Below are 14,962 nucleotides of genomic sequence, written 5' to 3' on the forward strand. Positions count from 1 at the left end.
TGTTCGACATGATGAACAGAAGACATGTGCTTGGTGCCGGCGCGGCGCTGGTTTCCACCGCTGCATGGGGCCAAACCTCCAACACGGCATTGCCGGAGGCTGCGGTTGCCGAAGGGGCCGCAACGCAGGTCCCGCCCCGTCCGTCGACGGGCCCGGACTACACGCCGGTCGTCACGCTGAACGGCTGGTCGCTTCCGTATCGGATGAACGGCAATGTGAAGGAGTTCCATCTTGTTGCCGAACCTGTTGAACGGGAACTGGCGGAAGGCACCATCGCCCGGCTCTGGGGCTACAACGGCCAGTCCACCGGCCCGACGATCGAGGCTGTGGAAGGCGACCGTGTCCGCATCTTCGTGACGAACCGGCTGCCCGAGCATACGACGGTTCACTGGCACGGACTTATCCTGCCCTCGGGCATGGACGGGGTGGGCGGGCTGTCACACAAGGCGATCCCGCCCGGCAAGACCTATGTCTACGAGTTCGACCTGACCAAGTCCGGCACGTTCATGTATCACCCCCACGCCGACGAGATGGTGCAGATGGCGATGGGGATGATGGGCCTCTTCATCGTGCATCCGCGCGATCCGTCGTTCATGCCTGTCGACCGCGACTTTGCGTTCCTTCTGAATGCCTTCGACATCGACCCCGGCACGTGGATGCCTCGGGTCATGACGATGACCGACTTCAACCTCTGGTGCTGGAACAGCCGGATCTTTCCTGACATCGATCCATTGGTGGTGAGCAAAGGCGACCGCGTGCGGGTGCGGGTCGGCAATCTCACGATGACCAATCACCCGATCCACATGCATGGCTATGATTTCAAGGTGACCTGCACCGACGGCGGCTGGGTGCCGCCGTCGGCGCAATGGCCGGAAGTGTCCATCGACATACCCGTCGGGGCAATGCGGGCCTACGAATTCGATGCCGTGCATGAAGGCGACTGGGCGATCCATTGCCACAAGTCGCACCACACGATGAACGCCATGGGCCACGACGTGCCCACCTTCATCGGCGTCGACAAGTCGCGCCTGACCGAGATGATCCGCAGACACCAGCCGGAATACATGCCGATGGGCACCAGAGGCATGGCCGACATGGGCGAGATGGAAATGCCGTTGCCCGACAACACCACGCCGATGATGACCGGTTGGGGCCCGCATGGCCCGATCGAGATGGGCGGCATGTTCTCGGTCGTGAAGGTGCGCGAGGGCATCGGCGCCGACGATTATTCGGATCCCGGCTGGTACGAGAACCCGCCGGGGACCGAAGCCTACGAATGGAAGGGCGAGGTTTCCGAGCCTGCCATGCACGATACGGCCCAGACGCTCTACACGCCGCGTCCCCCGTCTCGTGGAAGAACCTAAGAAACTCAACCCCTCAAGGAATACAGGAATGAAACATCTACTTGCAGGACTGACGCTTCTCCTCGGATCGGGGGCGGCCATGGCAGGCGGAACCCATGCCGGCGGCCACGACGACATAGCCATCGGGCGACCCGGCGATGCCGCATCCGTGACGCGCACGGTCGAACTTCTCATGGTCGAGACCGACGATGGCGACATGACATTCGAGCCCGAGGTGCTGGAATTCGCCGAAGGTGAGACTGTTCGCCTGGTCGTCGTGAACACCGGCGAGTTCGAGCACGAGGTCGTGATCGACAGTTCGGACAAGATCACCGAACACAAGGCGCTGATGGAGGAGTTCCCCGAGATGGAACATGACGATCCGAATGCGATCCGGCTTGAGCCGGGGCAATCGGGTGAAATCGTCTGGACCTTCACCAAGGCAGGGCGTTTCGAATTCGCCTGCCTGATCCCCGGCCACTACGACATGGGCATGCATGGCCCGGTCATCGTTGCCGCGAAATCCTGAGATCCAAGACAACCCGACAACTGACAACCGTATCAACCGAAGGAACTTCACATGAAAAACCTGACCACGATCGCTCTTGCCGGGCTCCTGTCGCTCGGCTTCGCGGGTTACGCCGCAGCCGAAACCTTCACCAAAGGCGTCGTCAAGAAAATCGAGGCCCCGGCCGGTAAGGTGACCATAATCCACGAGGAACTCATCGATCTGGGCATGCCGGCGATGACGATGGTGTTCCGGGTCGCCGACCCGGCGATGCTGGAGTCGCTCGCCGAGGGCTCAGAAATCCTGTTTCTTGCCGAGCGGGTTAACGGCAAATTGACGGTGACGAAGCTTCAGTAGCGGCTCCGGTCGCAGGCACGAGTATGAGCCGGGCGGCTCAAATTGGTCGCCCGGCTACCAGCCCAGCACGTAGTGTTTCAACGGCATCCAGAGCCCCATCGCGATCATCATGAGGTTTTCGGTCAGCGACACGAACCCCAGCGGCACGTTGCTGCCGCCGCCGACACAGGCGCATTTCAACTCGCGCTTGTCGATATAGACCGCCTTGAAGACCGAAACCGCGCCGACCGTGCCGATGAAGATCGCCACCGGGGCCGATATCCAGGTCAGCGCGCCTGCCACCATCAGGATGCCGGCGAAAGCCTCGCCGAACGGGTAGACATAACCATAGCGCACCCAGCGGCGAGCGAGCAGGTCGTAGTTCAAGAACATCGTCGAGAAGCTTTCGACATCCTGCAGTTTCTGCACCGCGAGGAAGCACATCGAGATGGCGATGAACCACTCGAAGGCTCGTAAGGTCAGGATCGTGCCGAACATGGCCCAGCTGAGGCCGAGCGCCATCAGGAAAGCGACAGAGAAGATGGCGATGACCGGCTGGTAGCTGGTTTCGTCTTCTTCCTTCACATCCTTGCCGAAATGCGCGCGCAGATCGTCGTAACCGCCGATGCGCTCGTCGCCGATCCAGGTCTGTGGTGTCGTCTCGACACCGTGCTTCTCCATGAAGGCGTCGGTCTCTTCGCGGGTTGTCAGGTGGTGATCGTCGACATCGTATCCCTCGCGCTCCAGCAGATCCTTGGATTTCAGGCCGTAGGGGCAGAGATGGTCGGGCATGACCATCCTGTAGAGCGTCGCGGTCTTGATGGGAGTCGTGTCGGCCATGTCGCACCTCTCTCGTTTGGTTATCCGCCGCAGCTGTAGAAGCCCCGGTAGCCGGCGCTCAGTCCGGCATCGAGGTCGAGTATCATATCCGCTTCGGCGGGGTCTGGTCTGGCCGATCCGAGGGTGTCCGTGCTGTCACCCGGCGCGCCGATGCGGATTGTCAGGCCGCCGGTGCCGAGCTCGGTCGCCGAGGCTGCATCGAGGCGAACGAGATCCCCGCTGAGCTTGACCAGACCGGCGGTCTGCCCGTCCACTTCGCCTATCGCGAGTGCGGGTCGGCTGCCGGTAGTGTAATTGAATGTGCAAGCTGCTCCAGAGGGGAATAGCGCCGCAATATCCTCATCGGTCAGGAAGCCGGGATCCAATACCGCGACATGCGCCGTGGACAGAGCCTGATCGAGACTCACGACTTGGGGACTTGAGGGCTCGGCGGTTTCGGTCGCGTCACCGGAAGCCTCAATGCTGTCGATGAGATAACGCATCTCGGCGATTTCCTTGTCCTGGGCATAGATGATCTCGTCGGCGAGCTTGCGGACGCGGGGATCCGAGATGTTTGCCCGGCTCGAGGTCATGATCGCGATCGAATGGTGCGGGATCATCGCTCGCATGAAGCTGGTATCGCCGACCGTGACCTGGCTGCGAACGAGCCAGAGCGAGGCGGCGAAGGCAATCGCCGCACCGCCAAAGATCGCGGCGTTGATGGCCTTGTTGGAATACATCGACAGCATGAAACCCAGCATGATGATCGCCATCGTGGCGCCCATCAGCAGCGCCATATAGGCGCGTGTCTCGGACCAGAAGACATGGGCCAAGAGATAGGTGTTGAGATACATTAGACCGAACATGACGACCGTTGAAGTCACGATCATCGCCGCAAATCTCCAATATGACATAGGCGTTCTCCCCTCTGGACATAGCAAAAGACACACGGACAACGTCCTTCCAGCGCTGGAAGGTTCCGAAACTCTTCACCGACAGGTGCGAGCGGATTGACGGATTATTGTCGGTCTCTTGTAACAACGAGAAAGATCGTCGACGCAGAACAACTGATCAGAAGAAAGCCATTCAATGCCTCGACACCGGCAAGAAAACGCAAATGACCGGTGGGATAAATATCGCCAAGCCCCAATGACGAGTAATTGACGACGGAGAAATAGAAGACGTCCATAAATGTTGCGACATTCGCTTGGGCGAAACCACCTATTCCGATGCTGTCGCCCAAACTGAATCCAACAGCATAAAGACCAGCTTCAAGAATGTGGGCGATCGCCAGAGAATAAAGTGCAACCAACAGATTGCCTGACCGGGAAAGAGAAGCGCGTTTGGTGACACTCATCACCAGGGACATCGCGCGGACATGTATGAGCCCACTCATTCCAAAAAGCAGGACCGCAAAAACGATTGCCCAGGTCAACGACGGCGGCCCGACTACGCTGATTTCTCTAGTTGGTCATCCTTGCGGCACTCCATGGCCAGATCCGCAAGGATCGGACAGTCCGGGCGATGATCCCCAGCGCATGCATCGACAAGATGCGCAAGCGTCGCGCGCATTTCCGTCAACTCGGCGATCTTTTTGTCAATGCGGTCGAGATGCAGTTCGGCGATCTCCTTTACCTCAGCGCTGGCGCGATCTTCATCGCTATAAAGCGCAAGCAGGCTGCGGCAGTCCTCTATGCTGAACCCGAGTGCGCGGGCACGGCCGAGGAAGGCCAGCTTGTGGGCATCGCTTTCGCGAAATGTCCGATAGCCGTTCGTGCTGCGCAGGGGTTTCACAAGGCCGATGTCCTCGTAATAGCGGATTGTCTTGGCGGGTAGCCCCGACAGGTTGGCGACGTCTCCGATGTTCATTGCATGCTCCTCCTTATTCAGCGGCGATAGGGGCAGGTGTGACAGTTATGGTCTCGCCAGAGGTCGTTGATTTCGCTTCGACCATTGCTGGCCGAACGCGGCGCAAGCGCAGGGCATTCGTCAGAACGAACACGGAGCTGAGCGCCATGGCCCCGGCCGCCAGGACCGGCGACAGCAGCAGGCCGAACACGGGAAACAGCGCCCCGGCGGCCACGGGAATGAGGGCGACATTGTACCCGAAGGCCCAGAACAGGTTCTGGCGGATGTTTCTCATGGTCCGGGCAGAGACCTCGAACGCGTTTACCACGCCGCGCAGGTCGCCAGACATCAGGACGACATCGGCGGATTCGATGGCGACATCGGTGCCGGTGCCGATGGCGATGCCCACATCCGCATGGGCCAGCGCCGGTGCGTCGTTGATCCCGTCGCCGACAAAGGCGATCCGGCTGCCGGATCCGCGCAGTTCCTCCAGTGCCGCGACCTTGCCGTCGGGCAGGACGCCTGCGATCACATGGTCGATGCCCGTTTCCCGGGCGATCGCCTCGGCCGTCTCACGTTTATCGCCGGTGATCATCGCGACCTTCAGGCCCAGATCGTGCAGCGCAGCGATGGCGGCGCGGCTGGCCGGCTTGACCGGGTCGGAAACGCCGATCACGGCGGCAATCCGTCCGTCCACCGCGGCAAAAAGCGCGGTGCGTCCGGACGCTGCGAGGCGGGTTTCCTGCTCCGCCAGCGCGCCCAGGGAAATCCCCGCTCGCCGCATGAACCGATCCGCGCCGACCAATACGTCGCGCCCGTCGACCTTGGCCCGTACGCCATAGCCCGTTATCGATTCGAATCCCTGGACGTCCTGCGAAACGGGTCCCTCGGCTTTCGCCGCGCGCAGGATCGCTTCGGCGATGGGATGTTCCGACAGGGACTCGACCGCCGCGACAAGCGTCAGCACCTCGGCGCGGTCGAATGCCTCGGCCAGCACCAGGTCGGTCAGTTCCGGGCGGCCCTCCGTGACCGTGCCGGTCTTGTCGAGCGCGAGCACGTCCACACCGGTCAGTTGTTGCAGCGCGTCGCCCTTGCGAAACAGCACACCCATCTCGGCGGCGCGGCCGGTTCCGACCATGATCGAGGTGGGCGTGGCCAGTCCCATCGCGCAGGGGCAGGCGATGATCAGCACCGACACGCCGGCCACCAGCGCGTAGGAAAGCGCGGGTGAGGGGCCGGCCACCAGCCAGACCAGCACGGTCAGCGTCGCCAGCGCCATGACGGCCGGCACGAACCACAGCGTGATGCGGTCCACCATGCCCTGGATCGGCAGCTTGGCGCCCTGCGCCTCCTCGACCATGCGGATGATCTGCGCCAGCGTGGTGTCGGCACCGACGCGGGTGGCACGGAACTGGAAGCTGCCGGCGCCGTTGACCGTGCCGCCGGTGACGGCGTCGGCGGGCGCCTTGCTGACCGGGACAGGTTCGCCGGTGATCATGCTTTCGTCCACATGCGCGCTGCCCTGGGTCACCTCGCCATCCACCGCGATGCGTTCGCCGGGGCGCACGATCAAAATGTCGCCGGTCCGGATCCGCTCTATGGTCACATCCCGCGCCTCGCCGTCGACCAATACCCGCGCCGTCCGGGCCTGAAGCCCCAGCAGTTTCTGGATCGCGGCGCCGGTGCGGCCCTTGGCGCGCGCCTCCATCCAGCGGCCCAGCAGGATCAGTACAACGATCACCGCCGCCGCTTCGAAATAGACAGCGCGGGTGCCCTCGGGCAGCAGGGCCGGGGCAAAGACCGCAGTGACGGAATAGAGCCATGCCGCCCCGGTGCCCACGGCGACGAGGCTGTTCATATCCGGCGCGCCTTTAAGCAGGGCCGGAAAGCCGGAGGTATAGAAGTGGCGACCCGGCCAGGCCAGAACGATCGTCGTCAGCACGAACTGGATCATCCAGCTTGTCTGATGACCGATCGTCCGTCCGATCAGATCGTGCATGCCCGGAACCAGATGCGCGCCCATTTCTAGCAGGAAAACCGGCAGGGCAAGCGCCGCTGCGAACATGGTCCTGCGGGCGAGGACGCGGGCTTCGACTTCCTTGCGCGCGCCACGGTCTTCGGGGCTGGCGTCGTCCGCAGCTTCGGCGGGGTATCCAGCATCTTCGGCCGCCCTGAGCAGGTCGTCCAGATCGAGCGCGCCTTCGGCAAAGGTCACTGTCGCAGTTTCCGACGCGAGGTTGACATTGACGCCAAGCACCCCAGGCACAGCCGCAAGTGCCTTGTCGGCACGTCCCACGCAGGATGCGCAGGACATGGAGGACACGTTCAGGCGGACGCTCCGGATCCGGGCGGGATAGCCCGCTTGTTCCAGCGCCTCGATCACCGCGGGGAAATGAGCCTCAGTCCCGATCCGCACCTGCACCGTCTCGGTCGCGAGGTTCACGTTGACCTCCTCGATCCCGGTTACAGCCGAAAGCGCGCTCTCAACCCGCTGGACGCAAGACGCGCAAGACATATTCTGGACAGAAAGGCGCAGACTTTGCGTGGCGGGCATCATGATCTCCTTGTCACTCGGGATATAACTAGGGCTTCCACTGACTGGAAGGTCAACCCTGCAAGATAGTTTTTCTTCGACCCTTGACCTTCCCGTGCTGGAAGCACTCACCTGATGCGAAGAGAGAAGGAGACGCAAATGACGAGCTTTAATGTTCCAGGCATGAATTGCGGACATTGCACCGCCGCGATCGAGAAGGCGATCAAGGCCATTGACCCGACAGCGACCGTTTCATGCGAACTGCCCACCCGCACTGTTTCGGTCGAGAGCTTTCTGAGCGACCGTGCCCTGTCCGAGGCCATAAGGGGTGCCGGCTACGAGGTAGCCACGCCTGCAGAAACCTGACACGCGGAGAGCGCCGGTCCGCCCGGTGCCGGGTTCAAGGGGCCGCGCCGATCAACGGCCGCCGCGGGTATCGTCGACAGCCGATCTGAGTTGCTCCTCTTCCACAAACCCGGGAATGAGGTTGTCACCGATGACGAACGATGGCGTTCCATTGAAACCGAGCGCCTGCGTCAGTCGCATCGACGTGGCGATATGTTCCTCGATCTCGGGCGCATCCATGTCGGCGCGAAGCCGTTCGACATCCAGGCCGATATCTTCCGCGACTCGCAATACCGAAGCTTCCTCGGCGCGTCCCTGCATCCCCATCAGGGCCCAGTGGAACTCCTCGTACTTGCCCTGTTCGCGCGCCGCTAACGCGGCCTTTGCGGCAAACACCGAGCCTTCGCCCAGAATCGGCCATTCGCGGTAGACCAACCGGACGTTGGGGTCTGCGGCGATCAACCCCTGGACCTCGGCCATGGCGCGTTTGCAATAGGGGCAGTTGTAGTCGAAAAACTCGACGACGGTGACATCTCCGTCGGGATTGCCGAGAACCGGTGCGTTCGGGTCGCGTTCAAGCAGTTCCCGCTGGTTCTTCAGCACGTCTGCTTGCGCATCGGCCTGAGCGGCCGCTTGCTCGGCTTCCAGCAGCTGTACCGCTTCCATTATGATCTGCGGGTTTTCCCGGATGGCTTGCAGCGCCAGTTCCTTGATCCGCTCTTCAGTCAGATCCTGCGCGGTCGACTGAACGGGACCGAGGGTTAGACCCAGCGTGATTGCCGCGATTTTGATCGATCGCATTTCAGTTCCTTTCCGCTATTGCGTCTGGGCGCTTCGTTCGGCCTGAATGGCGCGCTGGCGCTCGGGCCAGGTAGATTTGATGTAGGCGATGACATCCCAGATCTCTGCATCCGAGAGCTGTTCGTCGAAACCGGGCATTCCGCTTTCGAAGTCGACGCCCTGACGCGCGAGTGCCGCCTTGCCCCCGAGTTTCGTGTAGTCGAAAAGAACGCTATCGGCATGGTGCCAGGTATGCCCGGTCTCATCATGGGGCGGTGCGGGCAAAACGCCATCGGGGCCGGGCGATCGCCAATCGGGCTGGCCCTCCAGGTCCGCTCCGTGGCAGGCCGCGCAATACTCCGCGTAAAGCGTTTCGCCCCGGACGATATCGAAGGTTTCGGGTGTGGCTTCGGTCTGAGCATCGGCCTGTGTCATAAGCCAGCCTCCAACCGCCGCCGCGCTCAAGACTATTGCTGAAATGGCAAGATATCTGCCCATCACGCCACCCTGACCCAAGTCATCATGCCAGAGGCCGCATGGCTGAGCATGTGGCAATGGAATAACCAGTCGCCCGGATTGTCGGCGACGAAGCCGATCGTCCTGGTCTCGCCCCCGAACATCATCAGCGTATCGCGAAGCGGCCCGGGGGTGCCGTCCTGACCGATCTCGCGGAAATGCATTCCATGCAGGTGCATTGCGTGGGGGAAGGACGTGTCGTTGTAGATTTCGAGCTCGACGGTCTGGCCAAGTGCGAGTTCGGCAAGCGGTGCCTCGGTCATTCCGATGGTGCCGTTGAAGGCCCAGAACTGGTTCGCATCGACAAGTTCCCGGAAAGACTTGCGCTCTCCATCGAGGACCGCCGCGTCCAGCGATCCCATCGCTCCGCCCTGCATGTTCAGGCGCACAAAGACTGCGTCTTCGAGGCCGGTGACCTCCATCTTCGGGTTGCGGGGCAGGGCGGCGGGCTCGCCGCGCCGTTCGGCCGATGCCAAGCCGGTGACGGGAAACGCGACCTGCGAAAAACCCTCTTGATCCTCGATCCGAACCAGATGCGCAGTCTCGCCTTGGTTCGCGGTCACGTCGACTATCAGGTCGGCGCGCTGACCCGGACCGAGGATAAGCGCATCAGTCAGTGGTTCTGGCGACGCCAGGGGCATTCCGTCCAGCGCGATGCTCCAACCCTCCAGTCCGGCCAGTGACAGCACGAAGATCCGGGCATTGGCGGCATTGATCAATCGCAGGCGTAGCCGTTCGTTCTGCCGCACTTCGAGTGATAAGTCAGGGCGCCCGTTGGTCGCAATGAAATTGCCTCGACGGCCAGCGTGGCTGCGGTCGTGGACAGAGTCGAAATCAGGATCGATCTGGGCTGTCTCCGGGTCGAGCAGCCAGTCGTCGAGGATCAGCACTTCTTCCCGGTCGACCTCCGGCGGTTCATCTTCTTCGACGATCAATGCGCCGTAAAGGCCGCGTGCGACCTGTTCAACCGACCGGTTGTGGGCATGGTACCAATAGGTGCCCGCATCCGGCGCGACAAAATCGTAGTCGAAGGTCTGACCCGGCTCCACGGCGAGTTGAGTCAGTCCTGCCACCCCATCCATGGCGTTGTCGATACGGATGCCGTGCCAGTGGACAGAGCTTGCCTGGGGCAATGCATTCCGGAACGACCGCTGCACCCGCGCGCCCCGCGCGATCCGCAGTTCGGGGCCGGGCATGATGCCGTCGTAGCCCCAGATGTCTGTCTTGGGGTAGGATGGGGGTGCCAACTGCATCGAAGCCGGGCGCGCCGTGAGTTTCGTGAACGGCCCGGTTTTGGCACGTGCCGAAACGGGCAGGGTCAGAGCCGCGATCGTTGCCGCGCTGTGTTTCAGGAATTCCCGCCTTGTGGTCATTCTCTAGTCGTCCTTTTATTGGATGGGGCGCTCTCGCGCCCCATCATGTCAGTCCAGCTTTGGCCCGTGAGCGGGTATGGAGGCGATTTCATCTTCGGGCCCAAGATCGCTGTCCAGAAGATAGGTCGCCATAGCGCGCAAGTCGTCCCTGGAAAGGAATCGGGTCCCGTTTTGCACGACTTCGCCCATGCTTCCCCCGAAGACATCGCCCGAAGGCGTGACACCACTTTGCAGGGCATAGGACAAGTTCGCGACGGTCCAGCCACGTTCCCGTAGATCTTCCGGAAGGATGGACGGCGCCTTGTTGCCGCCGGGCAGCGCATCGTTGCCTGCAAAGACGGCGCTTGCAATTCGGGCACCGGCAAGATTGCGACCTGTGTGGCAGGCGCCGCAATGCGTGGCGCCGCGCACAAGCTCTCGACCGCGGTTCCACGCTTCACTCCTACCTTCGACCGGCTCTGTCTGCGGGTCGCCCAGATATGCGGCCCGCCAGAGCTTCAGCCCCCACCGCTGATTGAAGGGAAACGCGACCTCGTGAGACGGAGCGGATTCGGCGACCGGGGCCACCGTCTGAAAAGCCGCCCAGAGATCGGCGATGTCCTGATCCGAGAAGTCCTCATAAAAAGGATAGGTGAAGGTCGGGTAATACGGCTCGCCGTCGGGCGAAACGCCCTGCCTGACCGCCATCGCGAACTGCTCGGCGGTCCAGCCTCCAATCCCATGCTGGACATCGGTTGTCAGGTTTGGCGGATAGAAGGTTCCAAAGTCGGTCTCAAGCGGTGCGCCACCTGCAAGTGGCGCACCTCCATCCTCGAAATTCGTGTGACAAGCGATGCAACCACTGGCGCGCGCCAGGTAGGCACCGCGCTGGACATCGCCTGCCAAATCGATCTTCGCCGGTTCCTGGCCGACCGGCCACATCACCAGCGCTGCCGTCGCGGCCGTACCCACAAGGGCAAGCCCGACAACACCTGCAAAAACCCGCCTCATGTCACTTGGCCTCTGTCCGGAACCGTGTGTGACATGAAGAGCATGTTTCGCTGACCATCGCGAAGACGGCATCGGCCGGCATTTCAGCGAGCTCTTCCCGGCCCATCGTGGCGTCGGCCATCATCCCGCTTCCGCCCATCATGTCACCAGAGCCCATCATGGCGTCGCCGCCCATCATCGCGCCCGCATCGGCCATGCCGTTTCGAGAGGAAGCGAGCCCGTTGTCGGCGGCAAGGGCAAGTCCTTCGGAGTAGGTGTGCAGCCGTTCCGCAAGCTCGGTGAAGGTGTCCCAGTCCTCCCAGATGGCATCCTTGACGTAGGAAGCCGCGTTCTCGTTGTTTTCGGGAAACAGCTCCGTCATCGCACTGCCCGCGTGCGATCCGATCAGTTCGGCGGCTTCGCGAACCACCTCCGCGTCATAGGCGGCCTCGCCGCTCATCATCGGCGCGATCGCCTTGACGGCGTCGCCCATGGCCGACATGGCAACCATGCGCTCCTTGACGATGCCGGTTGCGCCGGTATGCGCAAGTGCTGCCGATGCAACGCCAATCGCCAATGCGGCAGGGATCAATCCTTTGATTTTCATATCCTGTTCCTTCGTCCTTCACTGTTCGATTTCGCAATTTCGATCAGACGAAATCTCGTGGAGGCGGAGGGTCATAGGAAAGGTCGGTTCCCTCATGGGAAGCGTCGCAGGGGCGAAATTTCTCGCCGTCAAGCCCGATACCTTGGAGAAGGCGTACTGGTTGGATCACCACAGCCGCAAGCGCACAATCGAGGCCAGGGTGGCAGTGACCCAGAACCTCTTCGATCAGGTTATGGGGGTGATCCTCATCGCTCGTCGCCGCATGCACCTCTGCGGCAACCACCAGGTCCTCTGTATGCGCGTCGGCTGATTGCGGCGCCAGGCCGAACGCGACGAGTGCGCAAAGGACAGCAGCGCGAAGGATCATGAAGGGGGAAAGCCTAGGATACATACCTCTAGAAAATACCGTTCGCTGCCTGAAGTTCGCGCACATAGCGCGCGATCATCTTCACGTCGGCATCCGTGAGCCCCTCAACGGGAGGCATGTTCCCGAAATCCCAGTGGTGCGCTCTAACGCCGTTTTTTGCCGCAAGTAGGAATGCCATGTCGGAGTGATGACTAGGCTCATAGATCTTGTGAACGAGCGGCGGCGCGACGCCATTCTGGCCCGCGGCATTCGCGCCGTGGCACTCGGCACATTTTGCATCAAAGGCGCGCTTTCCGATCTGCGCTTCAGACGACAGCTCTGCGGGAAGCGAGACCTCCACAATGGGCGCCCCTTGCTCGATGTCGCTCGTGTCCGGCGGCACCATGGAATGCCCAGCAGGCGATTGAGCGGATTGCGTCACGTTCCAATACACTGCAAAGCCGCCAACAATAAGAAAGGCCGCGACAGCCAAAATCATCTTGTTCATTATCGCTGTTCCTCGCGGGCGCTTCTTCTGATCATATCAGTTTAACCTGCGTTCCAACCGGCGTTCTGTCATAAACTTCCTCGATATGCTCGTTGTACAGCCCAATGCATCCGTTCGACGACCGCCGCCCAATCTTGCGAGTGTCCTGCGTTCCGTGAATCCGGTAGTATTGCCAGGACAAATAGAGCGCGCGGGTGCCAAGCGGATTGGCCGGATCTCCACCAGCAATAACCGGAGGCCATTCGGGGTTCCGCTCCCGCATAGACGGCGTTGGCGCCCAACTCGGGTTCATTCTTTTTTCTATCACCTCGGTATAACCTCGCTTGGTCAACTCGTCCGTCAACGGAACCGAAGTTGGGTAGATGCGCATCTCGCCATCGGTGGTCCAGTGCTGGAGGACCTTCGTGGTCGTGTCCGAAATGATGATACCCTTACCAAGCGAATCGAAGTGATCCTGCCACTCGTGGGTGCGGAAAGACGAAACGTTGCGTCGCGTGGGTGCTGCTTCTTGAGCTCGAAGTAAAGACGGTGCCGCCAACGCCAAAAGACCGCCGGTCGCACCTGCTAGGAACCGACGGCGGTCGGTCATGGTAAGGACATGCTCTGCCAAAGCCTGCTTGCTCCGAGTTCTTGCCTGTTCGGCAAGCGTAAATCACGTTCCAGCGCTGGAGGGTCAAGCAAGCCCTGTCTGACATAAGAGTGATTTTTGTATCGGTTTGTAACGTTGACCTTCCCGTGGGGGAAGCCGTTAGCGAAGGCCTGTCTGTCAATAGAGAAGGGCGCAAATGAGAGTTGAAGAAGAAGCTGCACGGCCAGCGTCTGGTACGCTGATGAAATATGGCATGTGGATCTGTTGCGCGGTGATGTTATTGCCGATCATCGCTTATCTGGCGACAGGTGGGGTATCGGGCGTTTCCGAGAGCCTCATCGCCTTCGCGCCGCTATTTCTATGTGTCGGAGCGCATCTGGTCATGCACCGCATGATGGGGAGGTCCTGTCATGGGACGGCGCGCCAGACAGGTGCCGAGGACGAGGCAGTCGAAGCCCGGCCAACTACGAAAATTGCGACAGAATAGGATTGGCCGTCTCACCCTGCGCAACATCTATCCCCTTTCTGTGGTCCTCTTGCTGGGTGCTTGCTCGACCTCTCTACAGGATTGCTTCGAGGCTGGCGCGTCGCGACTATCGACCAGTGGCTCCGCAGGGCAACTCCCTCAAGGTTGTGTGGCAAGAGACGCGGGATCGAGTGGGGTGATGATCCTCGACTGCGACGACGGGCGCGAGGGTTTCATGTTTCGTGGCGAATTTCTGGAATAGATATGAACAGTGTATTGAAATGAGCTAACCAAGGTGAACAGGGAAAGACGAAACGCATTGCTGCTGTTTTCCGGGCTGGCCGCGGCATATGCCGCTTTCCGAATTGCGCCAGGTTTCGGCCGCGAGGAGCTAGTTCTCGAAGACATCGACGATCCCGCAGGGTTCCGACGCCTGACCGCCGGGCAAAGTTCGTCCGGCTTCGATCCGTTCGTCGGTCTGGAACCTCAAAAGAACAACGACGATCTCGAGGCTGCCAGGGTCAGGGTAAGACAGAACATCTGCGCCGCGCTGTATTACGACAGGCCGACGACGGCAGACGAAGTGCCCGTAGCGTCTTTTTCCGACTACTATTGTCCATTCTGTCGTGTACAGACCAGACGGCTTGCTGAAATGGAAGCGCGCCAGGAAGGTGAGATTCGTGTAAGCTGGCACGAACTGCCTTTGTTGGGAGAAACCTCGACGCTCGCGGCAAAAGCGGCGCTGGCGGCGAGAAACCAGGGGGCCTATCCTGCATTCCACGAACGTCTCATGAGGTCGCCGTTCCGCGCGACACCCGAATACCTTCAAGCCCTCGCAAATGCTATCGGCGTCGATCATGTAAGGCTGGTCGCGGATATGAACGGCGAAGAAGTCCTCGAAGACCTCGAAAACAGTGCAGCGCTTGCGCGCATCTTCGCCTTCGTTGGCACCCCTGCAATGGTGATCGGCCGAACAGTTGTCCAGGGTGAAGTCAGCGAGCGAACAGTTCAGGCGATTATCAAGAGAGAGCGCGAGGAAGGCTGGGGATCGGTATGTCGGGTGGCTTGAAAGGGCG

19 protein-coding genes are annotated in these 14,962 nt (G+C 61.2%); 7 read left to right on the forward strand and 12 right to left on the reverse strand.

The window, feature by feature from the left end:
- The first annotated feature begins 8 nt into the window (after positions 1 to 8).
- From ACP156_RS23535 to ACP156_RS23545, 3 genes are read left to right on the forward strand one after another with little or no spacing between them, the layout of a single operon-like run.
- Positions 9 to 1,364, forward strand: a complete 1,356-nt coding sequence (locus ACP156_RS23535; protein WP_425053794.1) for a multicopper oxidase family protein — start codon at positions 9 to 11, stop codon at positions 1,362 to 1,364.
- 28 nt (positions 1,365 to 1,392) lie between these two features.
- Positions 1,393 to 1,872 (forward strand): cupredoxin domain-containing protein, encoded by a 480-nt coding sequence (locus ACP156_RS23540; RefSeq protein ID WP_425053795.1) that lies wholly within the window; start codon positions 1,393 to 1,395, stop codon positions 1,870 to 1,872.
- A gap of 51 nt (positions 1,873 to 1,923) precedes the next feature.
- On the forward strand, positions 1,924 to 2,208 hold the full coding sequence (locus ACP156_RS23545) for a copper-binding protein (RefSeq protein WP_425053796.1): 285 nt from the start codon (positions 1,924 to 1,926) through the stop codon (positions 2,206 to 2,208).
- A 54-nt stretch (positions 2,209 to 2,262) separates the two neighbouring features.
- On the opposite strand, the gene ACP156_RS23550 is transcribed toward ACP156_RS23545, so the two are convergent.
- From ACP156_RS23550 to ACP156_RS23570, 5 genes are all read right to left on the reverse strand, one after another.
- Positions 2,263 to 3,027 (reverse strand): MauE/DoxX family redox-associated membrane protein, encoded by a 765-nt coding sequence (locus ACP156_RS23550; protein ID WP_425053797.1) that lies wholly within the window; start codon positions 3,025 to 3,027, stop codon positions 2,263 to 2,265.
- 20 nt (positions 3,028 to 3,047) lie between these two features.
- The gene (locus ACP156_RS23555) at positions 3,048 to 3,920 is read right to left on the reverse strand and encodes a DUF305 domain-containing protein (protein ID WP_425053798.1); all 873 of its coding nucleotides are present in this window, start codon (positions 3,918 to 3,920) and stop codon (positions 3,048 to 3,050) included.
- A gap of 104 nt (positions 3,921 to 4,024) precedes the next feature.
- The gene (locus tag ACP156_RS23560; protein ID WP_425053799.1) at positions 4,025 to 4,375 is read right to left on the reverse strand and encodes an ion channel; all 351 of its coding nucleotides are present in this window, start codon (positions 4,373 to 4,375) and stop codon (positions 4,025 to 4,027) included.
- Positions 4,376 to 4,455: 80 nt separating this feature from the next.
- Positions 4,456 to 4,875: a Cu(I)-responsive transcriptional regulator gene (cueR, locus tag ACP156_RS23565; protein ID WP_425053800.1), complete on the reverse strand. Its 420-nt coding sequence runs from the start codon at positions 4,873 to 4,875 to the stop codon at positions 4,456 to 4,458.
- A 13-nt stretch (positions 4,876 to 4,888) separates the two neighbouring features.
- A complete protein-coding gene (locus ACP156_RS23570; RefSeq protein WP_425053801.1) occupies positions 4,889 to 7,408 on the reverse strand; it encodes a heavy metal translocating P-type ATPase in 2,520 nt (839 codons plus the stop codon).
- Between the two features lie 138 nt (positions 7,409 to 7,546).
- Between ACP156_RS23570 and ACP156_RS23575 the strand changes: the two genes are divergently transcribed.
- Complete coding sequence (locus ACP156_RS23575; protein ID WP_298498498.1) at positions 7,547 to 7,753, forward strand: heavy-metal-associated domain-containing protein; 207 nt, start codon at positions 7,547 to 7,549, stop codon at positions 7,751 to 7,753.
- A 51-nt stretch (positions 7,754 to 7,804) separates the two neighbouring features.
- Here ACP156_RS23575 and ACP156_RS23580 read toward each other — a convergent pair whose 3' ends face one another.
- The 5 genes from ACP156_RS23580 to ACP156_RS23600 form a co-directional block, all read right to left on the reverse strand.
- Entirely contained in the window at positions 7,805 to 8,533 is a 729-nt protein-coding gene (locus ACP156_RS23580; RefSeq protein WP_425053802.1) for a DsbA family protein, read from the reverse strand.
- 15 nt (positions 8,534 to 8,548) lie between these two features.
- Complete coding sequence (locus tag ACP156_RS23585; RefSeq protein WP_425053803.1) at positions 8,549 to 8,947, reverse strand: c-type cytochrome; 399 nt, start codon at positions 8,945 to 8,947, stop codon at positions 8,549 to 8,551.
- A gap of 62 nt (positions 8,948 to 9,009) precedes the next feature.
- The gene (locus ACP156_RS23590; protein WP_425053804.1) at positions 9,010 to 10,401 is read right to left on the reverse strand and encodes a multicopper oxidase family protein; all 1,392 of its coding nucleotides are present in this window, start codon (positions 10,399 to 10,401) and stop codon (positions 9,010 to 9,012) included.
- A 48-nt stretch (positions 10,402 to 10,449) separates the two neighbouring features.
- Positions 10,450 to 11,391 carry a c-type cytochrome gene (locus ACP156_RS23595; protein WP_425053805.1) on the reverse strand — a complete coding sequence of 314 codons (942 nt, stop codon included), beginning with the start codon at positions 11,389 to 11,391 and terminating at the stop codon, positions 10,450 to 10,452.
- Position 11,392: 1 nt separating this feature from the next.
- Positions 11,393 to 11,962: a c-type cytochrome gene (locus ACP156_RS23600; RefSeq protein ID WP_425053806.1), complete on the reverse strand. Its 570-nt coding sequence runs from the start codon at positions 11,960 to 11,962 to the stop codon at positions 11,393 to 11,395.
- 109 nt (positions 11,963 to 12,071) lie between these two features.
- Here ACP156_RS23600 and ACP156_RS23605 point away from each other — a divergent pair, with 109 nt between their 5' ends.
- Entirely contained in the window at positions 12,072 to 12,287 is a 216-nt protein-coding gene (locus tag ACP156_RS23605) for a hypothetical protein (protein WP_425053807.1), read from the forward strand.
- Positions 12,288 to 12,372: 85 nt separating this feature from the next.
- On the opposite strand, the gene ACP156_RS23610 is transcribed toward ACP156_RS23605, so the two are convergent.
- Positions 12,373 to 12,831 carry a c-type cytochrome gene (locus ACP156_RS23610; RefSeq protein ID WP_425053808.1) on the reverse strand — a complete coding sequence of 153 codons (459 nt, stop codon included), beginning with the start codon at positions 12,829 to 12,831 and terminating at the stop codon, positions 12,373 to 12,375.
- Positions 12,832 to 12,862: 31 nt separating this feature from the next.
- Positions 12,863 to 13,420, reverse strand: a complete 558-nt coding sequence (locus ACP156_RS23615; protein ID WP_425053809.1) for a L,D-transpeptidase — start codon at positions 13,418 to 13,420, stop codon at positions 12,863 to 12,865.
- A 196-nt stretch (positions 13,421 to 13,616) separates the two neighbouring features.
- On the opposite strand from ACP156_RS23615, the gene ACP156_RS23620 reads away from it, so the two are divergent.
- Both ACP156_RS23620 and ACP156_RS23625 read left to right on the forward strand, forming a co-directional pair.
- Positions 13,617 to 13,907, forward strand: a complete 291-nt coding sequence (locus tag ACP156_RS23620; protein ID WP_425053810.1) for a DUF2933 domain-containing protein — start codon at positions 13,617 to 13,619, stop codon at positions 13,905 to 13,907.
- A gap of 298 nt (positions 13,908 to 14,205) precedes the next feature.
- Complete coding sequence (locus ACP156_RS23625; protein WP_425053811.1) at positions 14,206 to 14,955, forward strand: DsbA family protein; 750 nt, start codon at positions 14,206 to 14,208, stop codon at positions 14,953 to 14,955.
- Positions 14,956 to 14,962 lie beyond the last annotated feature (7 nt).

Origin of the sequence: Psychromarinibacter sp. S121 (assembly GCF_049801035.1) — a bacterium.
In the GTDB taxonomy this organism is placed as follows: domain Bacteria; phylum Pseudomonadota; class Alphaproteobacteria; order Rhodobacterales; family Rhodobacteraceae; genus Psychromarinibacter.

What these genes read in the sequence shown, in the direction of transcription:
- ACP156_RS23535 (WP_425053794.1), top strand. Translation starts at nt 9, where the DNA reads ATGATGAACAGAAGACATGTGCTTGGTGCCGGCGCGGCGCTGGTTTCC.
- ACP156_RS23540 (WP_425053795.1), top strand. Translation starts at nt 1,393, where the DNA reads ATGAAACATCTACTTGCAGGACTGACGCTTCTCCTCGGATCGGGGGCG.
- ACP156_RS23545 (WP_425053796.1), top strand. Translation starts at nt 1,924, where the DNA reads ATGAAAAACCTGACCACGATCGCTCTTGCCGGGCTCCTGTCGCTCGGC.
- ACP156_RS23550 (WP_425053797.1), bottom strand. Translation starts at nt 3,027, where the DNA reads ATGGCCGACACGACTCCCATCAAGACCGCGACGCTCTACAGGATGGTC.
- ACP156_RS23555 (WP_425053798.1), bottom strand. Translation starts at nt 3,920, where the DNA reads ATGTCATATTGGAGATTTGCGGCGATGATCGTGACTTCAACGGTCGTC.
- ACP156_RS23560 (WP_425053799.1), bottom strand. Translation starts at nt 4,375, where the DNA reads ATGTCCCTGGTGATGAGTGTCACCAAACGCGCTTCTCTTTCCCGGTCA.
- cueR (WP_425053800.1), bottom strand. Translation starts at nt 4,875, where the DNA reads ATGAACATCGGAGACGTCGCCAACCTGTCGGGGCTACCCGCCAAGACA.
- ACP156_RS23570 (WP_425053801.1), bottom strand. Translation starts at nt 7,408, where the DNA reads ATGCCCGCCACGCAAAGTCTGCGCCTTTCTGTCCAGAATATGTCTTGC.
- ACP156_RS23575 (WP_298498498.1), top strand. Translation starts at nt 7,547, where the DNA reads ATGACGAGCTTTAATGTTCCAGGCATGAATTGCGGACATTGCACCGCC.
- ACP156_RS23580 (WP_425053802.1), bottom strand. Translation starts at nt 8,533, where the DNA reads ATGCGATCGATCAAAATCGCGGCAATCACGCTGGGTCTAACCCTCGGT.
- ACP156_RS23585 (WP_425053803.1), bottom strand. Translation starts at nt 8,947, where the DNA reads ATGACACAGGCCGATGCTCAGACCGAAGCCACACCCGAAACCTTCGAT.
- ACP156_RS23590 (WP_425053804.1), bottom strand. Translation starts at nt 10,401, where the DNA reads ATGACCACAAGGCGGGAATTCCTGAAACACAGCGCGGCAACGATCGCG.
- ACP156_RS23595 (WP_425053805.1), bottom strand. Translation starts at nt 11,391, where the DNA reads ATGAGGCGGGTTTTTGCAGGTGTTGTCGGGCTTGCCCTTGTGGGTACG.
- ACP156_RS23605 (WP_425053807.1), top strand. Translation starts at nt 12,072, where the DNA reads ATGGGAAGCGTCGCAGGGGCGAAATTTCTCGCCGTCAAGCCCGATACC.
- ACP156_RS23610 (WP_425053808.1), bottom strand. Translation starts at nt 12,831, where the DNA reads ATGAACAAGATGATTTTGGCTGTCGCGGCCTTTCTTATTGTTGGCGGC.
- ACP156_RS23615 (WP_425053809.1), bottom strand. Translation starts at nt 13,420, where the DNA reads ATGACCGACCGCCGTCGGTTCCTAGCAGGTGCGACCGGCGGTCTTTTG.
- ACP156_RS23620 (WP_425053810.1), top strand. Translation starts at nt 13,617, where the DNA reads ATGAGAGTTGAAGAAGAAGCTGCACGGCCAGCGTCTGGTACGCTGATG.